25 protein-coding genes are annotated in these 23,651 nt (G+C 44.3%); 13 read left to right on the plus strand and 12 right to left on the minus strand.

Features of this window, described 5'->3' with window-relative positions; genetic code table 11:
• Positions 1 to 329, minus strand: a 329-nt coding sequence (gene cysZ, locus OU793_RS07910) for a sulfate transporter CysZ (RefSeq protein ID WP_274647745.1), incomplete at its 3' end; no start/stop codon positions are given.
• 249 nt (positions 330 to 578) lie between these two features.
• On the opposite strand from cysZ, the gene zipA reads away from it, so the two are divergent.
• The 3 genes from zipA (at position 579) to OU793_RS07925 (ending at position 5,552) form a co-directional block, all read left to right on the plus strand.
• Positions 579 to 1,529 (plus strand): cell division protein ZipA, encoded by a 951-nt coding sequence (zipA, locus tag OU793_RS07915; protein WP_140103457.1) that lies wholly within the window; start codon positions 579 to 581, stop codon positions 1,527 to 1,529.
• Positions 1,530 to 1,618: 89 nt separating this feature from the next.
• Positions 1,619 to 3,631 (plus strand): NAD-dependent DNA ligase LigA, encoded by a 2,013-nt coding sequence (gene ligA / locus OU793_RS07920; RefSeq protein ID WP_140103458.1) that lies wholly within the window; start codon positions 1,619 to 1,621, stop codon positions 3,629 to 3,631.
• A 511-nt stretch (positions 3,632 to 4,142) separates the two neighbouring features.
• Positions 4,143 to 5,552, plus strand: a complete 1,410-nt coding sequence (locus tag OU793_RS07925; RefSeq protein ID WP_005454568.1) for a porin — start codon at positions 4,143 to 4,145, stop codon at positions 5,550 to 5,552.
• 43 nt (positions 5,553 to 5,595) lie between these two features.
• Here OU793_RS07925 and OU793_RS07930 read toward each other — a convergent pair whose 3' ends face one another.
• The 6 genes from OU793_RS07930 to OU793_RS07955 all read right to left on the minus strand — a co-directional run bounded on the left by OU793_RS07930 (position 5,596) and on the right by OU793_RS07955 (position 10,954).
• On the minus strand, positions 5,596 to 5,778 hold the full coding sequence (locus OU793_RS07930) for a hypothetical protein (RefSeq protein ID WP_180793884.1): 183 nt from the start codon (positions 5,776 to 5,778) through the stop codon (positions 5,596 to 5,598).
• A 540-nt stretch (positions 5,779 to 6,318) separates the two neighbouring features.
• The gene (locus OU793_RS07935; protein WP_005454539.1) at positions 6,319 to 6,780 is read right to left on the minus strand and encodes an NfeD family protein; all 462 of its coding nucleotides are present in this window, start codon (positions 6,778 to 6,780) and stop codon (positions 6,319 to 6,321) included.
• Between the two features lie 9 nt (positions 6,781 to 6,789).
• Positions 6,790 to 7,707, minus strand: coding sequence for an SPFH domain-containing protein (locus OU793_RS07940; RefSeq protein ID WP_005454552.1), 918 nt, complete (start codon positions 7,705 to 7,707; stop codon positions 6,790 to 6,792).
• 160 nt (positions 7,708 to 7,867) lie between these two features.
• Positions 7,868 to 8,722 carry a co-chaperone YbbN gene (locus OU793_RS07945; protein WP_140103809.1) on the minus strand — a complete coding sequence of 285 codons (855 nt, stop codon included), beginning with the start codon at positions 8,720 to 8,722 and terminating at the stop codon, positions 7,868 to 7,870.
• Positions 8,723 to 9,170: 448 nt separating this feature from the next.
• The gene (locus OU793_RS07950; protein ID WP_029802853.1) at positions 9,171 to 9,998 is read right to left on the minus strand and encodes an SDR family oxidoreductase; all 828 of its coding nucleotides are present in this window, start codon (positions 9,996 to 9,998) and stop codon (positions 9,171 to 9,173) included.
• Positions 9,999 to 10,036: 38 nt separating this feature from the next.
• A complete protein-coding gene (locus tag OU793_RS07955; RefSeq protein WP_086587169.1) occupies positions 10,037 to 10,954 on the minus strand; it encodes a TIGR01777 family oxidoreductase in 918 nt (305 codons plus the stop codon).
• A 285-nt stretch (positions 10,955 to 11,239) separates the two neighbouring features.
• Between OU793_RS07955 and OU793_RS07960 the strand changes: the two genes are divergently transcribed.
• The 6 genes from OU793_RS07960 to yfcE all read left to right on the plus strand — a co-directional run bounded on the left by OU793_RS07960 (position 11,240) and on the right by yfcE (position 14,473).
• The gene (locus OU793_RS07960; RefSeq protein ID WP_140103810.1) at positions 11,240 to 11,974 is read left to right on the plus strand and encodes a DUF1538 domain-containing protein; all 735 of its coding nucleotides are present in this window, start codon (positions 11,240 to 11,242) and stop codon (positions 11,972 to 11,974) included.
• Positions 11,971 to 12,762: a DUF1538 domain-containing protein gene (locus OU793_RS07965; protein ID WP_005454529.1), complete on the plus strand. Its 792-nt coding sequence runs from the start codon at positions 11,971 to 11,973 to the stop codon at positions 12,760 to 12,762. The genes OU793_RS07960 and OU793_RS07965 overlap by 4 nt, the downstream gene beginning before the upstream one ends.
• Positions 12,752 to 13,102: a P-II family nitrogen regulator gene (locus OU793_RS07970; protein WP_005382084.1), complete on the plus strand. Its 351-nt coding sequence runs from the start codon at positions 12,752 to 12,754 to the stop codon at positions 13,100 to 13,102. Before OU793_RS07965 ends, OU793_RS07970 begins: the two co-directional genes overlap by 11 nt.
• Positions 13,099 to 13,506, plus strand: coding sequence for a CBS domain-containing protein (locus OU793_RS07975; protein ID WP_005454537.1), 408 nt, complete (start codon positions 13,099 to 13,101; stop codon positions 13,504 to 13,506). Before OU793_RS07970 ends, OU793_RS07975 begins: the two co-directional genes overlap by 4 nt.
• Before the next feature lie 142 nt (positions 13,507 to 13,648).
• A complete protein-coding gene (locus tag OU793_RS07980) occupies positions 13,649 to 13,858 on the plus strand; it encodes a hypothetical protein (RefSeq protein WP_011105727.1) in 210 nt (69 codons plus the stop codon).
• A 69-nt stretch (positions 13,859 to 13,927) separates the two neighbouring features.
• Positions 13,928 to 14,473, plus strand: coding sequence for a phosphodiesterase (yfcE, locus tag OU793_RS07985; RefSeq protein WP_021453881.1), 546 nt, complete (start codon positions 13,928 to 13,930; stop codon positions 14,471 to 14,473).
• A 58-nt stretch (positions 14,474 to 14,531) separates the two neighbouring features.
• Here the strand turns inward: yfcE and OU793_RS07990 are convergent, their stop codons facing one another.
• Genes OU793_RS07990 through toxR form a run of 4 tightly spaced genes read right to left on the minus strand, consistent with a single transcriptional unit; the run spans position 14,532 to position 17,039 of the window.
• Complete coding sequence (locus tag OU793_RS07990; protein ID WP_005454560.1) at positions 14,532 to 14,810, minus strand: SelT/SelW/SelH family protein; 279 nt, start codon at positions 14,808 to 14,810, stop codon at positions 14,532 to 14,534.
• A gap of 21 nt (positions 14,811 to 14,831) precedes the next feature.
• The gene (locus OU793_RS07995; RefSeq protein WP_031851707.1) at positions 14,832 to 15,587 is read right to left on the minus strand and encodes a sulfite exporter TauE/SafE family protein; all 756 of its coding nucleotides are present in this window, start codon (positions 15,585 to 15,587) and stop codon (positions 14,832 to 14,834) included.
• 46 nt (positions 15,588 to 15,633) lie between these two features.
• Positions 15,634 to 16,149: a transmembrane regulator ToxS gene (toxS, locus tag OU793_RS08000; RefSeq protein WP_005454545.1), complete on the minus strand. Its 516-nt coding sequence runs from the start codon at positions 16,147 to 16,149 to the stop codon at positions 15,634 to 15,636.
• Positions 16,150 to 16,160: 11 nt separating this feature from the next.
• Positions 16,161 to 17,039: a transcriptional regulator ToxR gene (toxR, locus tag OU793_RS08005; protein WP_159404168.1), complete on the minus strand. Its 879-nt coding sequence runs from the start codon at positions 17,037 to 17,039 to the stop codon at positions 16,161 to 16,163.
• Positions 17,040 to 17,309: 270 nt separating this feature from the next.
• Between toxR and htpG the strand changes: the two genes are divergently transcribed.
• The 3 genes from htpG to hemH all read left to right on the plus strand — a co-directional run bounded on the left by htpG (position 17,310) and on the right by hemH (position 21,247).
• Positions 17,310 to 19,214, plus strand: a complete 1,905-nt coding sequence (gene htpG, locus OU793_RS08010; RefSeq protein ID WP_140103811.1) for a molecular chaperone HtpG — start codon at positions 17,310 to 17,312, stop codon at positions 19,212 to 19,214.
• A gap of 320 nt (positions 19,215 to 19,534) precedes the next feature.
• Complete coding sequence (gene adk, locus OU793_RS08015) at positions 19,535 to 20,179, plus strand: adenylate kinase (protein ID WP_005454556.1); 645 nt, start codon at positions 19,535 to 19,537, stop codon at positions 20,177 to 20,179.
• A gap of 105 nt (positions 20,180 to 20,284) precedes the next feature.
• On the plus strand, positions 20,285 to 21,247 hold the full coding sequence (gene hemH / locus OU793_RS08020; RefSeq protein ID WP_025552213.1) for a ferrochelatase: 963 nt from the start codon (positions 20,285 to 20,287) through the stop codon (positions 21,245 to 21,247).
• A 76-nt stretch (positions 21,248 to 21,323) separates the two neighbouring features.
• Here the strand turns inward: hemH and OU793_RS08025 are convergent, their stop codons facing one another.
• Positions 21,324 to 22,712, minus strand: a complete 1,389-nt coding sequence (locus OU793_RS08025; protein ID WP_005454549.1) for a peptide MFS transporter — start codon at positions 22,710 to 22,712, stop codon at positions 21,324 to 21,326.
• Positions 22,713 to 23,045: 333 nt separating this feature from the next.
• On the opposite strand from OU793_RS08025, the gene rfaH reads away from it, so the two are divergent.
• Positions 23,046 to 23,546: a transcription/translation regulatory transformer protein RfaH gene (gene rfaH / locus OU793_RS08030; protein WP_274647753.1), complete on the plus strand. Its 501-nt coding sequence runs from the start codon at positions 23,046 to 23,048 to the stop codon at positions 23,544 to 23,546.
• The last annotated feature ends 105 nt before the right edge of the window (positions 23,547 to 23,651 follow it).

A 23,651-nucleotide genomic window follows, 5' to 3' on the forward strand; every position in this document is an offset into this window, starting at 1 on the left:
TCAACTTTTTCTGCTAACAGCCCGTTGAAGGGAGCGGCAATAAAGTTGGCTAACGTGCTAAAGAAATAAGAGAAGGTGGCCAGTATCGTTAGAGCAAGTAGGGGCCACAAGATATACGTGAGCCAAGAGAGAAACTCTGGTAACTGTCCAATCCAACCTTCAATCCACATGTTCAAGTGGGAGAATAGATAGAAGATAGCCCCACCCACGAGAATAATATTTGCTAAAAGTGGTAACACGACAAAACGTCTTATCTCTGGAGAGAGCGCCAATTGAATTCCGTATAGGAAGTAACCGAATCCGGTTCGTTGCTGATTGTTAATCTTCATATCCAATATTTTCGTGTGAGTGAGAACTCATTGTACCTGTCGATGATTTTCTTTCAATGCCCTAACAATTAGGGTCTTGCAAAGTGGAATCGTGGCAAGAATCACAACAAAAAACGGAACTTCTTGCATTAAGTTGTTCTAAACCTACATATAGTTTTGGTAAAGTAAACGTATCATTAAGATTTATTGCACTTGGGTTGCTGCTCAAGGAATTGCGAGTAGTAAAAACAGGTATATTGAGAGTAAATAATGCAGGAATTGCGATTCGTACTCATTGTTGTTGGCGCATTAGCCATCGCGGCCTTGCTGTTTCATGGTTTGTGGAGCAGTAAGAAAGAAGGCAAAGCAAAATTTGGCAACAAGCCACTTGGTAAGCTGGATGTTGACCAAGGAGATGAAGATTCGGTTGAGCAAGAGCGCAGTTTCGCTCCTGCCCCTGAAGACGATTTCGAAATCATCCGTAAAGATCGCAAAGAACCAGACTTTGGGATGGAAAATACGTTTGATAGTAAGTTTGAGGCAGATCCCTTGCTTGGTGGTGTGACAGAAGAAAAGCATTCTGTAAAAGAAGAAGCTGAGGAAATCCCTTCTTTTGTCGCGATGAAAAACGATGTTGAAGATGTAGCAATTCAGCCGTCTGAAGTCGAAGATCCAATGCAAGAGGTGATTGAAGAAGAGATTATGCCTTCTGCATTTGATGCGCCTAAACAAGAGATGGAAATGGTTGAAGAAGTGGCTCCTGCCGTTGTTGAACAACCAGAAGAGCCAAAGCCAGAGCCGGAAATGCAAGTGATCGTGTTGAATGTTCATTGTGCGGGCGAAGAACCATTTATTGGCACTGAACTTTTTGACAGTATGCAGCAAAATGGTCTTATCTATGGCGAGATGCATATCTTCCATCGTCATGTTGATTTATCTGGTAACGGTAAAGTGCTGTTCAGTGTGGCTAACATGATGCATCCGGGCACACTTGAGCATGGTGATCCCGCAGAGTTTTCGACGAAAGGCATTTCCTTCTTTATGACGTTGCCTTGCTATGGCGAAGCTGAGCAAAACTTCAACTTGATGTTGAGAACTGCGCAGCAGATTGCGGATGATATGGGAGGAAATGTTCTCGATGACAAGAGAAACTTAATGACTCCTGACCGTTTAGCTGCTTATCGACGCCAAATAGTTGAGTTTAATGCGGCTAACGCATAATCTTACTACCCAATTATAAAAGGGCTCCGATTGGAGCCCTTTTTCATGGATTCCCAACCTCATCGATTGACAATATACGGGGCTTTACTATGTCTGAATCAGTACATCAACGGCTAGAAGAACTCAAAGAGTCGTTGCACTACCACGCCGTTCGCTACTACGTGGAAGATAATCCAGAGATTCCAGATGCAGAATACGATCGCCTAATGCGTGAACTGCTAGAAATTGAAGCTCAACATCCTGATTTAGTGACGGTTGATTCGCCAAGTCAGCGAGTGGGTGGTAAGCCGCTTTCTGAATTTAGTCAGGTGACACACGAAGTCCCAATGTTGTCATTAGATAATGCATTCGACGACAGTGAACTCGACAGCTTCCATAAACGTGCTCAAGACCGAATCGGTGGAGAAAGCATTAAGCAGTATTGTTGTGAACCAAAGCTAGATGGCTTAGCCGTGAGTCTGCTGTATGAAAACGGTATTTTAGTTCAAGCGGCAACGCGTGGTGATGGTACTACGGGTGAAAACATCACTGAAAACGTGCGCACCATTAATGCCATTCCTCTGAAGCTGAGGGGTGATGACTGGCCAGCTCGTCTTGAGGTTCGTGGTGAAGTATTTATGCCGAAAGCGGGCTTTGAAAAGTTGAATGAGCTTGCGCGTCAGAAGGGCGAAAAAGTATTTGTGAACCCTCGCAATGCAGCAGCAGGCAGTTTACGTCAATTAGATTCGCGTATTACGGCTTCGCGTCCACTTAGCTTCTACGCATACAGTGTTGGAGTTGTGCAAGAGGCTGATTTGGCAGCCAGTCACTATGAGCGTTTTCTGCAGATAAAATCTTGGGGACTGCCAATGTGTCCAGAGACCAAGCGAGTCGACAGTTTGGCAGACGTAAAAACTTATTATCAAGACATTCTGCAGCGTCGTGATGCATTACCTTACGAAATTGACGGAGTCGTGATCAAAATTGACGATATTGCCGTTCAAGAGCGCCTGGGTTTTGTTGCTCGCGCTCCACGTTGGGCGATCGCATACAAATTCCCGGCTCAAGAAGAAATCACAACATTGAATGAAGTTGAGTTCCAAGTTGGCCGAACGGGAGCGATCACTCCGGTTGCTAAGTTAGAGCCAGTGTTTGTTGGTGGCGTGACGGTGAGTAACGCAACGCTGCATAATGCGGATGAAATTGAGCGCCTTCAAGTAAAGATTGGTGATCAGGTCGTGATTCGTCGTGCTGGCGATGTTATTCCTCAAGTGGTTTCTGTCATCAAAGAGCGTCGACCAGAAACGGCGCGAGATATTATTTTCCCAACTCAGTGTCCTGTTTGTGGTTCGCACGTAGAGCGTATCGAAGGGGAGGCGGTGACTCGATGTACTGGCGGTTTGGTCTGTCAAGCTCAACGTAAGCAAGCGCTCAAGCACTTCGTCTCACGTAAAGCGTTGGATGTTGATGGTTTAGGTGACAAAGTTATCGAGCAATTGGTCGATCGTGAAATGGTAGAAACCCCTGCCGATCTGTTCAAGCTTTCGGCTGGCGTGTTAACCGTATTGGATCGCATGGGGCCAAAATCTGCTCAAAACATTGTTAATGCATTAGAAAAATCGAAGTTAACAACCTTGCCACGTTTCTTATACTCGCTAGGTATTCGAGAAGTGGGCGAGGCAACGGCAGCAAACCTAGCTCAACACTTTAAATCACTGGAAGCGATTCAAGCTGCAACGGAAGAACAACTTATTGCTGTTCAAGATATTGGTGTGGTAGTTGCGAAGCACATTACGACTTTCTTTGAAGAAGAGCAAAACCAAGCCGTTGTTCAAGATCTCCTTGTGCAAGGTATCCACTGGCCAGAAATTAGTGCACCTGAGCAAGGCGCAGAACTGCCACTAGAAGGTAAAACTGTCGTGCTAACGGGTACACTATCTCAACTTGGACGTACTGAAGCAAAAGAGGCGTTGCAATCTTTGGGTGCAAAAGTCACTGGCAGTGTTTCCAAGAAAACCGATATTTTATTTGCTGGTGAAAATGCAGGTTCTAAGCTCACTAAGGCTCAAGAATTGGGTATCGAGATAAAAACTGAGCAAGACTTGCTTGAATTGATAAATTAAGCACTATCAAAAAAGATAAAAAATAACTAAAAGCCCCATAGGCAAAGCTTGTGGGGCTTTTTCTTTACGCATATTAAGTGTGTTTGTATGTCTTGGTTTTGTGTTTTCTGCGTTTCAGTGATCAGGATCTCCCCTTCGAATATCCGAATCTATTTGTATTCAAGTCTGCGATGCACTTCATGTTGAATGTTTGCGTGGTGATTTAAGTGTTTGAATTTAAATGTATATATTCAATGTTGTGGTGTTGGTGTTAAAAATAAGATCTGGATCAATAACTTATATGGAACTTTGGCGTGGCTCATATTTTTTTAGAAAAAAAATAAGTTCCGTTTGGATGTTTTTAGGTGCGAAGTTAGTCTTAATGGCGTGGATACACGGTGTGTATGCAGGAACTAAAAAAAAACCAAATTAGAAATAATGAGGTTTAATCAGGAATTTACTTCTCTCCTTCGGCGGCCAACTAAAGGTGAGATAGAAAAATACAGCTATATCCATTTTTAGGAGTTTTTCCATGGACAAATTTTTTAAGGTTTCAGCGTTAACTGCAGCAATGTTTGGTGTTGTTGCTGTTGCTCCAGCTACTGCATCGACTGAGAGTGCAGCGGGTGGTGAATACGTAGAGAAAGTGAACGAATTTATGCATGACTCTAGTCTTAATGCAATGTTCTTAGTTGACACTCGTTCACGTACACGTACTACAGGTAAACCTGGTGGTGAGAACGGTGACCGTTGGAGCCGTCTAAACTACTCTTCTTACAACGCTATCCTAGACTTCACTTCTGGCTACCACGATGGTTGGGTTGGTGCAGATGTTGCGGCTTACTACTCTGGTGATCTTTACAACGACAGCCTTTACAACTCAAACGAAGGCTACCTATGTAACGAAATCTCAACCTGTAACAACCTAGACTGGGGTGCAGGTGACGGCCAACAACTTAAAGTTTACAAAGCTGCGCTTAAATTCAAAGCAAACGAAAACTTTAACGCTCGTGTAGGTATGCTACAAGCTGGTGGTAACGGTACTATTGGTAACGTATGGAGCTTTGTACCTGGTACTTACCGTGGCTTCGAACTAAACGCTAAGCTAGGCGACTTCAACCTAAGCTACTTCGGTGCAGACCAATTCACAGCACCTTGGCTACTTCACGAAGATGACTACGCACCAGCGCTTTGGTCTGACACTTCATGGAGCTACCTACACTCTCTAGGTCTAAACGGTAACCTAACTGACAGCTTGTTCTTCCAAGTTGGTCTTGGTCAAGCGACGGGCGTTAAATACGCAAATGGTATCGACTGGGGTGCAGGTCAAGTGACTAGCTACCACAACGAAACTGACAACACATCTTACAAAGCTTACTTGAAGTACACAGTAAGTGACCGTACAACTCTTGCATTTGACTTCTACGGTGTTGATGACGATGTGAAATACGATGGTCTAGGTTTCCACACTGGTCTATCTTTGAACCAGTCTTTCGGCAAGCTAGCATGGATGTCTGAACTACGTTACACAGACACAGACAACCGTTCTGACTTCGTTCCACGTACTATCCATACTTACGGTATGAACAACGGTACTTGGTCTCAGTGGTGGGATGCTCTATCTGACTGGAACAAAGCGGGCGAGCTAGCATGGTACAACCGTCTATCTTACAACCAAGGTAACGGCTGGAACTACTACCTAGGCTTTGGTTACGGTTCTGGTGCTGACTCAGCTGCAAGCGGTGCATCTGGTGACTGGGATTACGAAAGCGAGTACGCATTCAACGCAACAGTATCTTACTCTCTACAGAGTGGTGCGCTTAAAGGCTCTACAATCCGTCTACACGGTACAATCCTAGAGCGTGACGAGTACGCTGGTGCTGGCGACGCGGACGAGACAGACCTACGTCTACAAGTTCTTATCCCTTACAGCTTCCACTAATCAATTAGTGAATAATCAAAAAGGAGCCTAATGGCTCCTTTTTCTATTTTACTTCTCTGCCGTCATACATTTTGCAATATAACGGTGGCAGCATGTGGACATTACCATTTGGTAATTCGCATTTCACTTCAGGTGCTAATGCTCTTCCTCCTGAAGCGCCATTTGCTTGAATAGTAAATGGAATTGTAGCTGAACATATTAATAGTATTCCGGCTAATAATTTCATAACGATCACCCTCTATGTTTAAGACTTTATTACGCCTGTTACCCAAAGTTTGTGTATTTGGCGTGCTAAGTGCTCAAACAAAAACATGTCTCTCTACCTTAATACCGCTCAGACATACCGCAGTAAATGGTGTCACCCATTGTGTGTCCAACCGCGCTGGAACAAACTCTGCCTTTGGCATGGTGAGGACCAACTCAGTTATCAATAAAACGGTAGGAAAGACTTTTCTACTTACCTAAAATATAAGCATTTACCTTTATGCTTATGGATTAAGTATGTATAGGGAGTTGGAAAGATCAAAAATTAATTCAACACTGTTTTATTTTTTATATTGAAATTAGATTGAAAATGACTGGAAGCAGTGAACTATCTTTTTGATTAATTCTTAGTTGATGAATATCAATAGGATTTACAAGATGGAATTTAATAATATTTATATTACTTATTTTTTAAGGACAAATTGAATAACACGATGAAATAAAAAGAGTTGAGAGAAAAGAAAGTAATGAAGCAGTCTTTACTTCATTACTTTGACATAAATTACTCAGAAATAGGCTCCACAATGAGGATTATTCCATCGATCGCGACGATTTTTACACGAGTACCAGCTCGGATATTTTGCTCACATTGTGCTGACCAGGTGGTATCGGCGATGCGAATTCTGTTTAACCCAATTGAAAAATCTTCCTCAAGTATCACGCTGCGGCCAATCAACTGCTTGTACTTTTGGTTGAGATCTCTTGTTTGATCATCTTGTTTGTCTCTTGACCACTGGCGTCGCCACCATAACCAAGTTGTCAGCAAGCTGAAAGTCGCGAAAGATAACCATTGAAGTTGCCAGCCGAAAGGGAGCACTGCCAATAACGCTCCCACTAATAACGCCGATAACCCCAACCACAGAAAGTAACCCGCTGTACCAAGTAGCTCAACGGCAAGCAGCACAAAGCCGAATGCAAGCCAGTGCCAAAATGTTATGCCATCAAGCAGGTTGAACAAGTCCATAACTGGGTCCTAATCTTTATTTTGTTGTTTAAACATTTCTGCGATGCCCGCAACAGAGCCCATGAGTCCGGTTGCTTCCAAAGGTAGCATAATGATTTTTCCGTTTTCAGCTTGACCAATACTCTTGAGAGCTTCTGTGTAGCCTTGCGCGATGAAGTAATTAACGGCTTGCATATCGCCTTTTGCGATGGCTTCGGAAACCATGTAAGTCGCTTTTGCTTCCGCTTGAGCAGCACGCTCACGCGCTTCAGCATGGAGGATAGCAGACTGTTTTTCACCTTCTGCTTTTAAAATCTGCGATTGTTTGTGACCTTCTGCTTTGAGGATTTCTGCCTGACGGACACCTTCAGCCTCGAGAATTTCAGCACGTTTATTACGCTCTGCTTTCATCTGAGCGTTCATTGCAGCAGTTAGATCGGCTGGTGGCTGAACATCTTTTATTTCAATACGCGTGACTTTTACACCCCAAGGGTTTGTTGCTTGGTCCACGATCGCTAGCAGCTTGGTATTGATCATGTCACGTTGGCTCAGCATTTCATCGAGTTCCATCGAGCCAAGTACGGTACGAATATTCGTTAGCGTTAGATTACGAATCGCGTGTTCTAAATCGTTTACTTCGTAAGCCGCCTTAGCCGCATCGATAACTTGAACGAAACCAACCGCATCGATCACCACGTTTGCGTTATCTTTTGAAATGACCTCTTGTGCTGGAATATCAAGCACACGTTCCATCATATTTACTTTTTGACCAATTTTATCAACGAATGGAATGATCAAGTTTAAACCCGGCTTTAATGTGTGGGTGTAGCGTCCAAAGCGCTCAACTGTCCAGTTGTTTCCTTGTGGAACCGTTTTGATGGCTGAAGACAAGATAACGACAGCGAGGACGACGAAAATACCGATAGTGATCAGTGAATCGATAGGCATGATTTATTCCCTTGAGTGCATAATAACTGATTCATTTTCACGCATTTTGGGGTTGTAGACAATCGAAGATGTTGAGAAGAAACGATAGCGGGGCGATTTTAGGCAAAACAAAGGCCGGATTTCCGGCCTTTATTGTCTTATTTTTAGAAGAACTCTGGGTTTAGTACAAGATGGAGTACAGCTGGCGACGATATTTACTTGCAATAGCGTTGCCTTGTCCTAATGCGCTTAGGATATCCATAAAAGTCTTCTTCACTTCGCCATCTTGCGCGCCTAGGTTTACTTTTAAAATGTTCCAAAGTAGCTCTAGCGCTTCTTCATCACGACCCACTTGGTTGTATTGTACTGCTAGCTCACACGCCAATTCGAAATTGTCTGGGTTAGCTGCCAACTCTTGTTCCAAGCGCTTTAATTCTGGACTTTCAGCCGCTTGCTGATGCAGTTCCAGTTTCGCGATTAAGCTTTTGTAAGAGTTGTCGTGATACTCAAGTGGGATGGTTGCTAACAACTCTTGTGCTAATTCGAATTGTTTGGTTTCTAGCAAACAATCGGCTTTCGCTAATTTTACATCACCGCGTGATTGCAGTTCATCTGACAGTGTTTGAATGACGTTCAGAGCTTGTGCATGTTCGCCTTGTTGAAGCAGTTCGCTTACTTGCTTCAATAGTTGCTCGTCAGGGCTTGGCAAATGTTTTTGTAGCATTGCGCCAATCGCTTCGATTGGTTGAGGCCCGCCTAAGCCATCGACCGCTTGTCCATTAACAAACAACGCGATTGTTGGCAGTACTTGAACACCAAATTGGGAAGCAAGCGCTGGTTGATCTTCACAGTTCAGCAGAGCCAATGTAAAAGCACCATTGTACTGTTGAGTGAGAGCTTGCAACTCAGGTAGCACTTGTGCGCTTTCTGGTTGAGCGTTGGCCCAAAAATGAATCAGAACGGGCGTGTTCATTGATCCTTCAAGCACTTCTCTAAAATTCTGTTCTGTTAACTCAACGATAAATGGGGATTGCATCTGAGTGTCCTTGCTTTTAATTCGGGTCGATGTCTGTAGATATGGAGCTAATTGAATGGAAAATCAAGCGGGTCGAGCATATTAGGAAAAACGCTGCCGAAGCAGCGTTATCCTATTTGCAAGCGAAAGTGCAATTAAATTGGAGGTTCTCGCACGTTAGATAGCAGAGCATGGCATCGTGCAAGGTGTGGTATCAAAATAGGATGAACATCGTCAACACTACACCCACACTAAGCCAGTTCAGCTGATTTAATGTCATTGTTGCCTCGCATTCGTACAAAACATACTGGGTGGCGATACCAAATCTTTTTAAGTTCAAAATCTTAAGAGGAAGTCTTAATTGATAAACTTAATAAGAAATTGATTCGAGCGCGTGAGGTTTTTTTAACCTACGTGCTCATAATGACATCACATTGTTACGATGAAATTACATTGCGACAAAATATTTCTATGCGGCTTGTCGCAAAATTTTATCGAGGACACGAGTGGGTAATAATCGTTTCAAAATCGCAAACAACTTGGTTGGTGTCGTAATGCGATAGCGAATTTTAGGTTTATTGCTGGTTAGTGCGTGAAGAACGGGTTCGATACAAGCTTCTGCGGGCAGCACGAATCGATTATTCGATTTATCGTTATCTAAACGCTTTTTCTGTCCTTCATACGCGATACGGTGAGGGCTTGAATCTACGTCAATCCATTGCTCAAAAGCGTGCAGAGCGTTGTGTCTAAATTGCGTTTCAATGGGGCCGGGCTCTATCAACGCCACTTTGATGTCGGTATCAGCAAGTTCGAGCCGTAATGTATCTGTCCACCCTTCTAGGGCAAACTTTGAGGCGTTGTACGCCCCACGATACTTCATTGCGGCAAAACCCAAGACGGAACTGTTTTGAATAATGCGTCCTTCACCTTGAGCACGCATAGTGGGTAGCACCTCTTGAACCAATTGGTGCCAACCAAAAAAGTTGGTTTGAAATTGCGCTTTCAATGCTTCGGTAGGCAGATCTTCTAATGCACCGGGCTGACCATATGCGCCGTTATTGAACAGGGCATAAAGCTGGCCTTGAGCCAATTCGATCGCTTGTTTTGCGCCACTAGTGATGCTTATTGGGTCGTCGAGGTCGAGCTGGATACAGGTTAACCCTTCTGATTGGAGTCGTTGAACGTCATCAAGCTTTCTACAAGAGGCGATGACGTTAAAGCCTTGTTTATGGAGTGCATGAGCACAAACGTACCCGATGCCCGTTGAGCAACCCGTAATGAGGATGAATTTATTCATGTGTTAGCTTAATGCGAGAGACAGATAAGCTTTATCATTCAACAGCTTCTATCTTGAAGCAAGTGCTTCAGTGCTGGTTCTATTCTTGAGTAACTAAATTTAAAGCCAAGCTCGGTGAGTTTCTTAGGTTTGGCTCGCATACTGTCAAACAGCAAACATGCCGATTCTCCCATTACCAATGCCATGACCCATTTAGGTGTGAATAGAATATGAGGACGTTTGAGTGTTTTCGCTAACGTCCGGCTAAATATCCGGTTAGTCACAGGGTGAGGGGCGCACATGTTGAAGGCACCATGCGCGTGAGGGGTTTCAAGCAGGTACATAATGGCACGAACCATATCGAGGATATGAATCCAAGGCATGTATTGATTGCCATTGCCAAGCGGTCCGCCTAACCCCAATTTGTAAGGCAAGAGCATTTTCGCGAGTGCTCCGCCATTAAGCCCGAGTACGACGCCTGTCCGGAGAAAGCAAACGCGGGTTTGTTCGGACTCAGCTCGTTTGGCGATTTGTTCCCACTTAGCGCAAACCATATGCGGGAAATCGTCGTTATTCACATGAAGACACTCATCGAACGGATGATCCTGCTGGTCGCCGTAATAACCGACAGCAGATCCGCTAAGAAACACAGAAGGCGGTTCGGTACTGGCGTGAATCAGCTCAACAATTTGCTCGGTAATTTTCCAGCGACTGTCGCAAATTTTCTCTTTTTGTTGCTCCGTCCAACGCTTGTCTGCGATTGGTTCTCCTGCGAGGTTGATGACGGCATCTATGTTGTTGAGATCGGCGAGTTCATCAAGAGAAGCAAGGTACTCAATATTACCTAAATCAGCGTACTGCAAGTGCTGTTTGGCTTGGTCTGGCGATCGGGTCAGTAACACTATCTGATGAGTGGTGAGCAGTTTGAGTAACTCAGATCCTATAAACCCAGTTCCACCTGTAAGTAATATCTTCATAGCATCTCTTTGAATGTCAATATATTAGAACATTATAGTCGTTTTGCGCCTCGCTTGATCAGTTCCGCGCTCCTTATCATGCGTTCTTCCATCTTTCAGATAAATTTTCGTGGTGGCTCATCCAGTTCACATATTGGGAAAATGTAACCAAATGTTAGTGGTGACATAAGGTTGTTCACGTTTGTGAGTAGAAATTTATGCCACACTGAGAGTAGATGATAAGGATATCACCGGACAGGTCTCGCCTTCAGAGCCAATAACTTGTTCGTCAAAGGGAGGATTTGCATGGAAGCACTCACTGCTTTGTTCCGCGCTCTGTTTAACAGTGCCCGCGATCTTCTTCCTATTGTAATTGTTATTACCTTCTTCCAATTGGTGGTTCTGCAAGAGCCTTTACCTAACTTGGTCTCGATTCTTTCTGGTTTGTTGTTGGTCATTCTAGGCCTGACGTTTTTTATTTTCGGGCTAGAACTCGGCTTGTTCCCCATTGGCGAAAATATGGCACAAGCCTTTGCTCGAAAGGGCAGTGTGTTTTGGTTATTGATTTTTGCGTTTTGCTTGGGGTTTGGAACCACTATCGCAGAGCCAGCATTGACTGCTGTTGCAGAAGAGGCCTCAGAGGTGGCGGCTGAAGGCGGGATGATCCCTAATTCCGAACAATCCATGACGGAGTATGGCGTTGGCCTGCGGATAACGGTGGCTTTTTCTGTTGGGATTGCGATTGTGATTGGGGTGCTGCGCATCTTAAAAGGGTGGCCAATTCATTACATGATCATCGGTGGTTATGTTGGCGTTGTGACTCTCACTTGGTTTGCGCCAGAGTCGATCATCGGCGTTGCTTACGACTCGGGTGGCGTGACCACGTCAACAATTACCGTCCCTTTGGTGACGGCATTAGGAGTAGGGTTAGCTTCGGCCATTAAAGGGCGTAACCCTATGGTGGATGGCTTTGGGTTAATTGCGTTTGCCTCTTTACTGCCAATGATGTTTGTCATGATTTATGGGATGGCCGTTACATGATTTCATTCGAACATTTCTTAGATACGTTGCTGTCCACCATTCGTGATGTGATCCCGATTGCGGCGATTATTTTTGGCTTTCAATTGGCTGTGCTGCGCCGCCCAGTGAATAACCTCAAAAAAGTGTTGCTCGGTTTTGCGTATGTCATTGTTGGGTTATCGTTATTTTTACTCGGTTTGGAGATGGCATTGTTTCCGTTGGGCGAAACAATGGCGGTGCAGTTGACCGCTCCTGAATTCGTCCGAGAGTTTAAAGTCTCTATTGGGCAGGCGTTAGAGTGGGTCGACTATTATTGGGTGTACACCTTTGCTTTTTTTATCGGCTTTAGTACGACCATTGCTGAGCCATCTTTGATTGCAGTGGCCATCAAAGCCAATCAAGTGTCTGGTGGCAGTATTAGTGTAAATGGCTTACGAGTTGCGGTTGCTTTAGGCGTAGCGATAGGTATCGCGCTTGGCAGCTATCGTATTGTGGTGGGCGACCCGATTCATTACTACATCATTGCGGGGTATATCGTCGTGGTGATTCAAACCTTTTACGCGCCTAAGTTGATCATTCCACTTGCCTACGATTCAGGTGGTGTCACCACCTCTACCGTGACAGTGCCTTTAGTGACGGCGCTTGGGCTAGGATTAGCGTCAACTGTGCCAGGCAGGAATCCGATGATTGATGGCTTTGGGCTTATCGCCTTCGCCAGTTTGTTTCCAATGATATCCGTAATGGGGTATGCGCAAATTACTCAGTGGCTTAATAAAGACACCTCGGAGGACGAAGAAAATGCGCTTTAAATTGATACTCGCGTTTGTTGAAGACAGCAAAACAGACAAGGTGCTCGATGCGGCTCGTGATGCAGGAGCAACGGGGGCGACCGTGATCAATAATGCTCGTGGTCAAGGTTTAAATCAGAAGCGGACGTTTTTTGGATTAACCCTAGAAGTACAAAAGGATGTTCTGCTTTTTGTGGTGGAAGAGCACCTTTCTCGGCACATACTTGAGACCATTAATGAAGTGGGAGAGTTCGACCGAGAGTCGGGGCAGGGGATTGCGATTCAAATTGATATCGAGGATGCCGTAGGTGTTGCGCATCAAGTCGAAACGTTGACCAAGGTGGTTGAGGATGAACTATGAGTAATCAAACGATAGTACGAGTAAGGGACGTCATGGCTGCTACTTACGTTATGGTAGATGGCCTGATGACCGTATACGAAGGCATTACTCTGGCAAAGAAATATCAAGTGAAAGCGCTGGTGGTCAAAAAGCGCGATGACAACGACGAATACGGCATTGTGTTAATGAATGATATTGCGAAGAAAGTGTTGGCAAATAACCGTGCCCCTCAGCGCACCAATATCTACGAAATCATGACTAAGCCTGCTTTGTGTGTCGATCCAGATATGAACGTCAAATACTGTGCTCGTCTGTTTGAGCGATTTGGGATCAGCCGCGCGCCCGTGATTGAAGATGGGGAAGTGATCGGCATGGTGAGTTACAACAATATCGTGATTAATGGTATGGTCAGAGAGGATGGCTAAACTGTGTAAGTAACATGCGTAATATTTTTCTCAAGTCAGCGACATGCGTCAATCTCTAAGATATTGATTATTAGTGATGTTGCATATATTTTCACAGGCGCTATTCTTTGTGCCCTAAGCATATAGTTGAGGAATTTAAATCATGCCTTTAGTCTCTTGCCCTGTGTGTGAGAAACAAATATCGAAACGTGCTCACACATGTCCAGGGTGTGGGGAACCGGACCCGTTACACCATTTAGCGAAGTCGAAGTTCATTTCGATGGTTTTTTGGACATTAGTTTTAGTCGGTGCCGGATATTTTGCTTGGTTCCATTTGCTACCAATGCTGATTGAGACTGTGCGTCATCAGTAATCGGGAAGTCGGTTGAGCATACGTCAGAATGCCGTAGAATAGCCTCATACATTTTGAGGAGACAACGTCGTGAAACTATTTTTTGCCTCAGACCTGCATGGCTCTTTGCCAGCAACCGAAGAAACCATCAAGTTATTCCTAGCATCAGGTGCAAAGCATTTGGTGCTGTTGGGTGACACGTTGAACCACGGACCACGCAACCCGATTCCGGAAGGGTATAACCCGCCCCAAGTGGCGGAGCTTCTCAACCAATACAGTCAGCAAATCATTTCCGTACGCGGTAACTGTGACAGCGAAGTAGATCAAATGCTGCTGAACTTCCCAATGATGATGGATTACGCATGGGTATTGCTAGAGTCTGGTAAGCGAATCTTTCTGACGCATGGCCATTTGTACAACAGCGATAAAAGACCACCTTTGCGAGAGGGTGACATCATCGCTCATGGTCATACGCATGTTCCCGTAGCCGAAATGAAAGAGGGTGTGGTGATCTTTAACCCTGGTTCAATGACCTTCCCGCGTAACGGTTTACCAAGAAGTTTTGGATTACTGGATGGGAATACGCTCAGTGTTCAAACGCCAGAAGGTGAAGTGCTGGCGCAGACGACGATTTAACGACCAACTAAGGTTAGTCGCTACGAAAATGATTTAAATAAGGGAACCGAGTGTTCCCTTATTTTGTATCGGAATGACCGAGATCGCGCTCTGGGTCGATAATGTCTCTTACGCGCTGTTTTAGTACTTTTGCCTCAGGAAAACCGCCGTCCTTCTTACGTTCCCAAATTTGCTGGCCATTGCAGAAAATCTCGAATCGACCACCTGTGTCTGGATGCAAACTGATGGTGTCGATTTCTTCGCTAAAAGTATGCAGCAACTCTTGCGATAACCAAGTCGAACGCAACATCCAGTTGCACTGGCGGCAGTAATAAATATCAATGATTGCTTTATCCATGAAAATTTCCTTTTAACTTGGTTAAACCAGCAATTTGATGCCCACGGCAAACGTGAGAATTTCGAACGCAATTTTAATCACTCGGTTGCTATAGCGAGTTGCGGCCCACGCGCCTAAACTGCCCCCAAGAAAAGAGCTCAACAACAATACTGGTAACCAAGCCCAGTGAATAGGTGCTCCTGCTTGTACAACCGCGACGCCACCAATACCATTCCAAAACAGGCCGACACAAATCATGGTGTAGGCGACCGCTTGTTTGTAATCGAACCCAAACCAACGCACAAGAAAGAGAGTGACAAGCAACCCAGAACCAGCGGTTAAAGACCCGTTGACGATGCCTATCAACATGATGCCAATACCACCAAGAATCCAACCCAATTGATTGCGACGCTTAATGATTTCGGTTTGCCCCAGCTGCTTTTTCAAGCGGGAATAAATACCGAGTGCCAGAATCATACTGCCTAGCATCTTTTCCGCAATACCATCAGGGATATGAACGATGAGGTTTGCGCCAATCACAACACCTATACTGCCAACAAAAATCAGATAAAGGGCGATGGGCAATTTAATGGTGCCGGCTTTGAGGTGAGTGCTTGCAGCGCCCAAGCCTAAAGCAACAGAAGCCACTTTATGAGTGCCTAGTGCAACGGAGAACGGTAAGCCAAGAAAAATAAGTAGAGGAAACTGTAGCAAACCGGCGCCGCCACCAGAAAGAGATGCCAACGTATTTGCAACGAGCGAGCCGAAAAAGAGAGTGAAAGTGTCTAACCAATCCATGAGAAAAAATTAAGGGGGCATCTTGCCCCCTTATCACTAATTAAATTCAGTTTCTAAACAGTACCGTAGAACCGTGATTTAGGCTAGTTAATAGCAGAGTCTTCTCATTAACCACGTCAATTCGGCGGCTTTGTTCTGCATCTAGCTTAAAGATTTGAGTAATCAAACGTAGTTGCGCTTCAGAAAAATCCTTGGATTGAGAAGAAGAAATATCTTTGAATTCAGAAGGAGAAACAAGTAGATAGTTATCACTCACTTCCCAGCGCCCTTTCTCTGAAATATTAATTGTCGATTCAGCCGTCGAGCCTTGTGCGAACAGTTTGATGTTTGCCACGCGAATGTAATCGCCATTCGGCAGGTACTTAACGTTCGACTCCACATTCACTCGACGTAACGGGCCTACGGTATCGTCTGGCAAGTTATCAGTAATCACAGTCACCATGGTTGACTGCCATTCATTTGACGTAAGCACTTGCTCAACTTTAAGGTCACTGCCCCAGTACAACCAACCACTGAAAAGGATAGATACGGCCAAAACCGCAGATGCTACTTTAATCTTCATGCTGGCCTCCTTTATTTGCAGATGTCTGTTGGATCGTTTTGACCTGCGAAAATACGCAATGTCACGTTCTCATACGAGTGGTTGCTGTCATGAATGTAGTTCAAAATCAGCTGGTTATTTTGTCCGCCAGTGGCAATTACTTCCACTGGTAACGAGTCTTCAGCATGGTGCTTAACGTAGCGTTCAATGCACTGCTCAATAGAACGCAACCAGTTGTTGATTTGCGGGTGATTTACAGGTGTCATCACTGGTACGTTCTGATACTCACCAATCTGACGGAACTGAGATTCCGCAGGGTTTGTAAACAGCAGTACGCAAATCGGTAGTAATAGTGCCAAAAATAAAATAACGCGTGGAATCCATGGATTCACAGCAGAAGCCACAGGTGCTTTTTCAGGTACTACTGGCGCTTCTGGTTCAACGATTGCGTCAGAAGGCGTCGCCAAAGACGGCTCTACGATCGTTTCTACCTCATTAGCAGAGGCGTCATTGTTATCAGAAGCTGGCTCTTCAACTTCAATTGAGCTTGAGTCTGAAGAAAGTGGGCTTAGGCGTTCAACAGTACAAATGAGTTGATAGCCTCGTTTTGGAACGGTTTTAACAAACTCTGGAGATTTGGTTGAATCCTTCAACATCTTACGCAGAGTAGAAATCGCTTGAGTCAGGCTTGAGTCATCCACCTCAAAACCTTGCTCACGCCAAACAAACTCGTGAAGCTCGTTACGGGTTAAAACTTCGTTTGGTCTCTCCGCCAACATCAGGAGTATACGGCTTTCGTTGCTTCCTAATCGTACAACTTCGTTGCCGCTTTGTTGGTCAGCGAGCGAATTACTATTTGGATCAAAGGTAAACCTTTGAGCAAGTAGAAATTTGGTGCCGATGTTAGTCATTTAGTTCTTCTTAGATGGATGATGTTGTAATTATGGTGATTTATATCACAAAATTACGTTTGCGCATGGGAGATACGCGACGTTTTAGATGCTTTTAGGGGGGTAGGATAATTAAATTTTTCTAAAAAAACACCGTTTTTAGCAATATTGACCTTGAATTTACATTTGTCAGCCACATGTTAAATGACATCTTAGTGTGGTGATTTCATGGGACTAAATCACAAAGTCGTCCCTGAAAAAGCCTGTTAGTTTAGATGTTATGGAGCACACATGAGCGAAACCGTATCTCAAAATAAAGAAACTCGTGGTTTTCAATCAGAAGTAAAACAACTACTTCATTTAATGATCCATTCTCTTTATTCCAATAAAGAGATCTTTTTGCGCGAGCTGATTTCTAACGCATCAGATGCATCAGACAAATTGCGTTTTCAGGCACTTTCGAATCCAGATTTATATGAAGGTAACGCAGATCTTGGCGTTAAGCTGTCATTTGATGAAAGTGCAAATACCCTAACGATTTCTGATAACGGTATCGGTATGAGCCGCAATGACGTTATCGAACATTTAGGCACCATCGCAAAATCAGGCACCGCGGAATTCTTCTCAAAGCTTTCAGAAGAGCAAAGCAAAGACTCGCAATTGATCGGTCAATTTGGTGTTGGTTTCTACTCTGCATTTATCGTTGCTGATGCGGTGACCGTGCGCACTCGTGCAGCAGGTTTGCCAGCAGACGAAGCAGTGCAATGGCATTCTGCTGGTGAAGGTGAGTACACCATTGAAAACATCACTAAAGAATCTCGTGGTACCGACATCATTCTTCACATGCGTGACGAAGGTAAAGAGTTTTTAAATGAATGGCGCTTGCGCGATGTCATCAGCAAGTACTCGGATCACATCGGCATTCCTGTTTCTATCCAAACTGTAGTGCGTGATGAAGACGGTAAAGAGACAGATGAGAAGAAGTGGGAGCAAATCAACAAAGCTCAAGCGTTGTGGACGCGTAATAAAGCAGATATCTCAGATGAAGAATACCAAGAATTCTACAAACACGTTTCACATGATTTCGCTGATCCGTTGGTGTGGAGCCACAACCGCGTAGAAGGTAAAAACGACTACACTAGCCTACTTTACATCCCATCGAAAGCGCCATGGGATATGATGAATCGTGATCATAAGTCAGGTCTGAAACTGTACGTGCAACGTGTGTTCATTATGGATGATGCTGAACAGTTTATGCCGTCTTATCTACGTTTCGTACGTGGTTTGATTGATTCAAACGACCTGCCGCTAAACGTATCGCGTGAAATTCTACAAGACAACAAAGTGACTCAGTCGCTACGCAATGCATGCACGAAACGTGTACTGACTATGCTTGAGCGCATGGCGAAGAATGATGAAGAAAAATACCAATCATTCTGGAAAGAGTTTGGCCTAGTGTTGAAAGAAGGCCCAGCGGAAGACTTTGCGAACAAAGAGAAAATTGCAGGTCTGTTGCGTTTTGCTTCAACAGAAGTTGATTCTGCGGAACAAACCGTTGGTCTCGCATCCTACGTTGAGCGCATGAAAGAAGGTCAAGATAAGATCTACTACTTAACTGCAGATAGCTACGCGGCGGCGAAGAATAGCCCTCACTTAGAGCAGTTTAAAGCGAAAGGCATTGAAGTCATTCTGATGTTCGACCGCATTGACGAGTGGTTGATGAACTACCTAACTGAGTTTGATGGTAAGCAGTTCCAATCGATTACAAAAGCTGGCCTTGACTTGAGTAAGTTTGAAGACGAAGCCGATAAAGAAAAGCAAAAAGAAACCGAAGAAGAGTTCAAATCGGTTGTTGAGCGTGCCAAGTCTTACTTGGGTGACCGCGTGAAAGACGTGCGTACGACCTTTAAACTTGCATCTACACCCGCAGTCGTTGTGACGGATGATTACGAGATGGGGACTCAGATGGCGAAGCTGCTTGCTGCCGCAGGTCAAGCTGTGCCAGAAGTGAAATACATCTTTGAAATCAACCCAGAGCACGAACTTGTTAAGCGCATGGCGGATGAAGCGGATGAAGAAGCGTTTGGCCGTTGGGTCGAAGTGCTACTTGGTCAAGCCATGTTAGCAGAGCGCGGCTCGATGGAAGATCCAACGCAGTTCGTGGGTGCTATCAACAAGCTTTTGACTAAGGTTTAATAAGTCATCAATATCGAAAAGCTCGCATAATGCGAGCTTTTTGTTTGTTGTCGCAAAATTTTGCATTACAGGTGTTGAGTTAATAATCAATAGCTGCAGAAAGAGGGTGTTGTTAACATTCTTTAGTCTTTATTCACTCTTTGCTCTGTGAACCTGTGATAGAATCTGTGACTTGAATGTGAGTAATAAGGCGTGTATTTTTGCCCGCCTATATACCTTATACCGAAACTTATCGTTGCGAGCGCTTCTAGGGTTTATGCCTGCGAAGCACAGCTATTGTGAGCTTCGGTATAAATCTTAAATATAAAAGAGGATAAATCATGCGCATCATTCTTCTAGGTGCTCCAGGTGCAGGTAAAGGCACACAAGCAAACTTCATCATGGATAAATACGGTATTCCACAAATCTCTACTGGTGATATGCTTCGTGCTGCTATCAAAGCAGGTACAGAACTTGGCAAACAAGCTAAAGCTGTTATCGACGCTGGTCAGCTAGTTTCTGATGAAATCATCCTTGGTCTTATCAAAGAGCGTATCGCTCAAGACGATTGTGAGAAAGGTTTCCTACTAGATGGTTTCCCACGCACTATTCCTCAGGCTGATGGCCTAAAAGAAATGGGCGTTGAAGTAGATTACGTTATCGAATTCGACGTAGCTGACGATGTGATCGTTGAGCGTATGGCTGGTCGTCGTGCTCACCTTCCTTCAGGTCGTACTTACCACGTTGTTTACAACCCACCTAAAGTGGAAGGTAAAGACGACGTAACGGGTGAAGATCTTGTTGTTCGCGATGACGATAAAGAAGAAACAGTACGTGCACGTCTAGGTGTTTACCACGAGCAAACTGCACCACTTATCGATTACTACGGTAAAGAAGCTGCAGCAGGCAAAACTAAGTACCTAAAATTTGACGGTACTAAGCAAGTTGCTGAAGTAAGTGCTGATATCGAGAAGGCATTAGCATAATAGGTAATACCTATTATCAAAATTTTTAATAATTTTGTTATAGTGAAGCGGCCGTAAGGTCGCTTTTTTTATACATTTTATATGCTGGGAAAACAAAGGGACGCAATGCAAACTAAAAATAAACAAGGTGTGTTACTGGTTAACCTAGGAACACCTGATGAACCTACCGCTCCAGCGGTTAAGCGCTTCTTAAGTCAGTTTCTTCATGATCATCGTGTAGTCGATATGACACGATGGCTTTGGTGTCCAATTTTACATGGTGTGATTCTTCCAATACGCTCGCCAAAGGTCGCTAAGTTGTATGAATCGGTATGGATGGAAGAGGGCTCACCTTTAATGGTGTATTCCAAACGCCAGGCAAAGAAACTTGCTCAGCATCTCGATATGCCTGTGGAACTCGGCATGACTTATGGCAACCCAAGCCTTCAATCTGGTTTTGAAGCTCTTATCGCTCAAGGTGTGGAAGAGGTTATTGTGCTACCGTTGTACCCACAATATTCTGGGACAACCACCGCAGCCGTGTCTGATGGAATCACAAAAGCGTTTAAGCAACTGCCAGTGATGCCAGCATTCAGCTTTATTCGCGATTATCACGATCATCCAATGTACATCGAAGCGCTTGCGCACTCGGTTCAACAATACTGGGAAGAGTATGGCAAAGGGGATTACTTGCTGTGTTCATATCACGGTATTCCTAAACGTTATGCAGACAATGGCGACATTTATCCTCAGCATTGTGAAGCGACCACTCGCTTGCTTGGTGAGGCGCTTGGTTTATCATCGGATCAGATTGGTATGTCTTATCAGTCTCGTTTTGGCCGAGAAGAGTGGCTACAGCCTTACACTGATAAAACATTGGAAACCATCACCAGTAAAGGCGTGAAGAAAATTGATATCATGACTCCTGCATTTTCATCTGATTGTTTAGAAACTTTGGAAGAAATAGCTGGAGAGAACAAAGAGATCTTTATGGAAGCGGGTGGTGAGCAGTTCCACTATATTCCATGCCTTAACGACGATGACATGCATATTGATATGATGGCAGAACTAGTACGCAGCAAGCTGTAGAGCTTTGGTTTTCTGTACTGAATGAATACAGAAAAGGGTCGCGATTGCGACCCTTTTTAGTAACTTTGAAACCATGTTAAGCAACTTGTGTTTGTTGCTCTTCAATTTGTTCTGCAGTGCTGTGAGTGTTTTCTGCACCGTGCATCCAACGAACAAGCGTGTTCGAGAATAACATTAGAATCACACCACTAATCAATGCGGTTACTGCGATGCCACTAAAGATAGCCATTGCACCCAGTTCACCCACATGAGAACCCACGTAACCAGCGACATAGTTCGCAATAGCGTTACAACCAAACCATGCACCCATCATCAACGATGCAAGACGTAGCGGAGCCAGTTTGGTTACAAGAGACAGACCAATAGGGGATAGACACAGTTCGCCCAAAGTATGGAAGAAGAACGCGCCAACTAGCCATAGCATGGATGTTTTCACGTTAGTATCACCACCTTGTTCCATTACTGCACCAACCATGCATAGGAAGCCTAGTGCCAAGAAGAACATAGCTAAAGCAAATTTCGCTGGTGAGTTTGGTTCACGTTTACCTAGTTTCACCCATAGAACCGCAAGGACAGGCGCAAGCGTAATGATAAAGAATGGGTTTAGTGACTGGAACCAAGCTGCAGGTACTTCAAAACCGCCAATCATACGATCGGTGTACTGCTGAGTGTAAATGTTCATCAGACCGCCAGCTTGCTCGAAACCAGCCCAGAATACGATAGTAAACAGGCTCATCACCAAGATAACTTTAATGCGATCTACTTCTTCTTTGGTAAGAGGCTGTTTTGTTTTGGCGTTCTTATTGTTTAGGTCGCGTTTCGCGGCTGGCTCACGGCCAATATCACCAAGCCAAGACTGTGAAAGCGACATTTGCATGACAAGGCTGATTATCATACCCACGCCCGCTGCTACGAAACCTGCTTTCCAACCAAATGAGTTCGTTACAGATCCAGAAACCACGCCGGCTAGCAGAGCACCAAGGTTGATACCCATGTAGAAGATAGTGAAAGCGCCATCACGACGGTTATCACCTTCATTGTAAAGGTCGCCAACCATGGTAGAGATATTTGGCTTGAATAGACCGTTACCACAAATAAGCAGAGCAAGACCTAAATAGAAAGTGTGAAGTGCTCCGAAGCCTAGTGCGTCAGCCGGAAGTGCCAGTGTGAACTGGCCGATAGCCATTAATGCACCACCAAGCAAAATTGAGCGGCGTTGGCCAAGGTAGTTATCGGCAAGGTAACCACCAATCAATGGGGTAATGTAAACAAGGCCGGTGTAAATGCCATAAAGGTCGAGCGCGTCTTTCGTTGACCAGCCCAAACCACCATTCATTGTGGTATCAGTTAAGTAGAGTACTAGAATGGCACGCATTGCGTAGTAGGAAAATCGTTCCCAGAGTTCTGTGCCGAACAATAAGAACAAGCCACGAGGGTGACCGAAATATTGATGTTGGTTTGACATAAGCTCTTCTAATAGTAGTTATTACATTTTTTAACGACACCTACGTATACATTGCAATTTAACTGCTTACAAACAATAAAATTTTGCCTTACGACTAAATAACATTGTTAAGTCACTGTTTATTTTTGATTTTGTGGAGCTTTTGTTGGTGGTTGGTGTGTGTTACAAACTTAATTTTCATTTTTGCCTATGGACTTATTTTCTTAACCTTTTGAAAAAGTGTAAGTTATGCGAACAATGTATAATGTTCTTCTTATGGATAATTTGAATATTCATGACTCACCTTTAGCTTAATGCTAGGATGAAACAAAAATATAATTGGCTAGTAATAAAATGAAACGTTGGTATTTACTTTATTGTAAGCGTGGAGAACAAATAAGGGCTAAGCAGCATCTTGAAAATCAAGGTGTTGAGTGCTTCTACCCAACTGTAGAAGTCGAAAAAATCTTGCGCGGTAAGCGAAAAAAGGTCGAAGAACCGTTGTTTCCTTGTTATGTATTTGCACGTTTTGATTATGAACAAGGCTCGAACTTTACGTCGGTTCGGTCGACGCGCGGTGTTGTCGACTTTGTTCGATTTGGTGCCCAACCAAAAGAAGTTCAAGGCGATCTTGTGTTTGAGTTGAAGCAGCTAGAGAAATGCTGCACAGAAAAAAACATATCCGAATGCATGCCTAAACCAGGTGATCAGGTTCGTGTTAAGAGCGGACAATTTGCAGGTATTGATGCCATTTTCCAAGAACAAGACGGAGAGAAGCGTTCAATCATGTTGGTGCAAATGATCTCGAAGCGAGTACCAGTTAGCATTGATAACACCGATTTAGACTTAAAGTAGTCGCTAATAACACCAACACAAAAAAGAGGTGCGCACGCACCTCTTTTTGATCTTAACGTCAACAAGTTAAATAATTGGGCTGGATTGCTGCTCCAGCCCAATTCT

The sequence above is a fragment of the Vibrio sp. VP6 genome, assembly GCF_028823755.1.
In the GTDB taxonomy this organism is placed as follows: Bacteria; Pseudomonadota; Gammaproteobacteria; order Enterobacterales; family Vibrionaceae; genus Vibrio; species Vibrio parahaemolyticus.